At 62.8% G+C, this 2,259-nt stretch carries 2 protein-coding genes; both read left to right on the top strand.

What is annotated here, in order from left to right; genetic code table 11:
- Positions 1 to 294 precede the first annotated feature (294 nt).
- A complete protein-coding gene (locus AC1DT2_RS21245; protein WP_477298557.1) occupies positions 295 to 462 on the top strand; it encodes a hypothetical protein in 168 nt (55 codons plus the stop codon).
- A 224-nt stretch (positions 463 to 686) separates the two neighbouring features.
- Positions 687 to 2,259 (top strand): TonB-dependent receptor plug domain-containing protein (locus AC1DT2_RS21240; protein ID WP_477298555.1); only part of this gene is annotated, 1,573 nt, incomplete at its 3' end.

The raw sequence follows: 2,259 nt of genomic DNA, 5'->3' as shown, positions 1-2,259 counted from the left end.
CCTTGTACACGGTGCGGCGCCGTCGCCGGGGCGAACCGTGATGAGACGCTGCGCCTGGGCGCGCGTCTCTGCCTGACAGGCCTTCGCGACTTCTTGCGTCTGCACGTCTTTCGTCACTGGTGCGATGCAACAAGCTGTCGCCTATGCATTTTTGGCAGTTGACGCCCTTTTTACAGTACGCTATATCTTGCATCACGCACGGCGTTCGATTGGACGTCCGTTCGCGTAACCCTTCCGGCAACCACACGGTATGCCGATTCGCAGCTCGCGATGAATGACGGACAGACCGCTACGATGCGTCGCCCCAATTCACATGAAAACGCCAGCTGCGCCTTCGCAGGTCGTCCGTTCGCGCTCGTCATGGCCGACGGCCTGCCGATCCTCGCACGTGCCAAGCTGAGCGCCCTGCGTTCGCGTGGCAAGTGCGTCGCTGGCTATTCTCCGCCGCAAACCTCCCGCTGATCGTCCGTCTGTCCTGATCGGCACGTTCAACCGCCCGTCGTGATGTTTTCGCACGCCCGCTAACGCTGGCGTGTGTGATCCATTCCGTCCGGGCCGCGCGACGAACCCGCTGGTCAGCTGAACTGCGCATCGCGCGGCGCAATGTCGCGCGTGCTTCCTAAAGCATCTCGGGGTGGGGGTAAGTCGTGGGTATCGATAGGGGTTTCAACAAGAAGTGTCTGGCCGTGGCCTTATGTGCCGTACTCGGTGGGTCGGCGTTTGCGCAGGATGCGACACCGGCACCGCCGCCACCCACGTCGCCCGCGAAGCCTGCGGCCGACAGCCAGGCGACGCCGCCGAAGCCAGACAAGGCCGTGCAGATGAAGGCGTTGAGTGTCGTCGCTAACCGCTACGACGCCACCAATATGCGGATGGACTCGATCAACACCGTGGACGTGCTGTCCGCGGCGGATTTGCAGCACACCGCCGTGCACAACGTGGCCGAGGCGCTGGGCCTGATGTCGGGCGTGAACGTGACGACCACGGGCTCGGGCTACTTCGGTGGTATCGACGGTGCGGCGCGCGGCGAGGGCATGTTTACCTCGGTTCGCGGCCTGCCTTCGGAGTACAACGTCAACCTTGTCAACGGCAGCAACGTCGCCCAGGGCATGCCGTACAGCCGCAGCGTGCAGCTCAGCCTGTTGCCGCCGTCGGGTCTGCAGACCATCGTGCTCAACAAGACCTCGACGGCCGACATGGACGGGGACGCCATCGGTGGCACGATCGACTTTCGCACGCCTAGCGCGTTCGATTTCAAGAAGGATTTCAGCGGCAGCGTGACTACCAGCGGGCGCGTGGAAAGCCGTGCGCGGGATTACGGCGGTAGCGGCCTGGGCAGTGGCCTTGCCGGCGAACTGCAGGGCAAGTTCGGCTCGGAAAAGCAGTTCGGCGTGTACGTCAGTGGTTACTACGACTATCGCAATATCGCCAATAGCGAGATCGGCGCGGCGGAAAGTGCCTCGAACGACGGCTCCTGGGCCTTCCTGCACGCGACGTCCGACGGCCAGAATGCGCCCGGTTACGACCCGGCGCACAACCTGACCAGCCTGGGTACCAATGTCGGCGTGGCGTCCGGCTTCGAGCGTCGCTACGGCGGCAATATTTCGCTCGACTGGAACGTCGATCCCACGCTGAAAGCTTACGCGCGCATGACGTATGCCTATGCGCTGACCGAGCAGAACACCACGTATAACCAGCTGTTGCCGCAGGACGTGACTTACGTTCCCACGTCCACGCCGGGTGTTTACAGTCCGAACATCGGCCGCATTGCCAACCGCTTCTGGTACGAAACCAATCCCGAGCGGGCCGATCTGGCGACGATCCAGTTGGGCGCCGACAAGACCGCGGGTGGCTGGACCATCTCGCCCAATGTGTTCTGGAGCATCGGTCGTAACGATCGCCCGAACCACGTCGAGATCGACGGCCGTGAAGACAAGTATTCGCAGGACAACTTCGCGTACAACCAGAGCTCGCTGCTCACCTATGGCAGTCATGGCTTTCCGTATCCGTCGCTGACCCCGGGCCTGCTGAACTCGGTCAACAACCTGCAGAACATGTACGCCAACGACTATGGCGAGGTCACCGACATCCGCTCGGGCCAGAAGCGCGGCGGTGCCAAGCTCGACCTGCGCTACGACTTCGAAGACGGTCCGCTGCAGTCGATCAAGTTCGGCATGAAGTACAGCGACAGCTCGCGTGAGTTCACCGACCGCGACTATTCGACCGCCGGTATCAACGACGGCACGACCACGCTCAACG

This window comes from Luteibacter sp. P4_E6, assembly GCF_056401535.1.
Note: the sequence above shows the minus strand (reverse complement) of the source record. Positions and strands in the feature narration are given on the sequence as shown.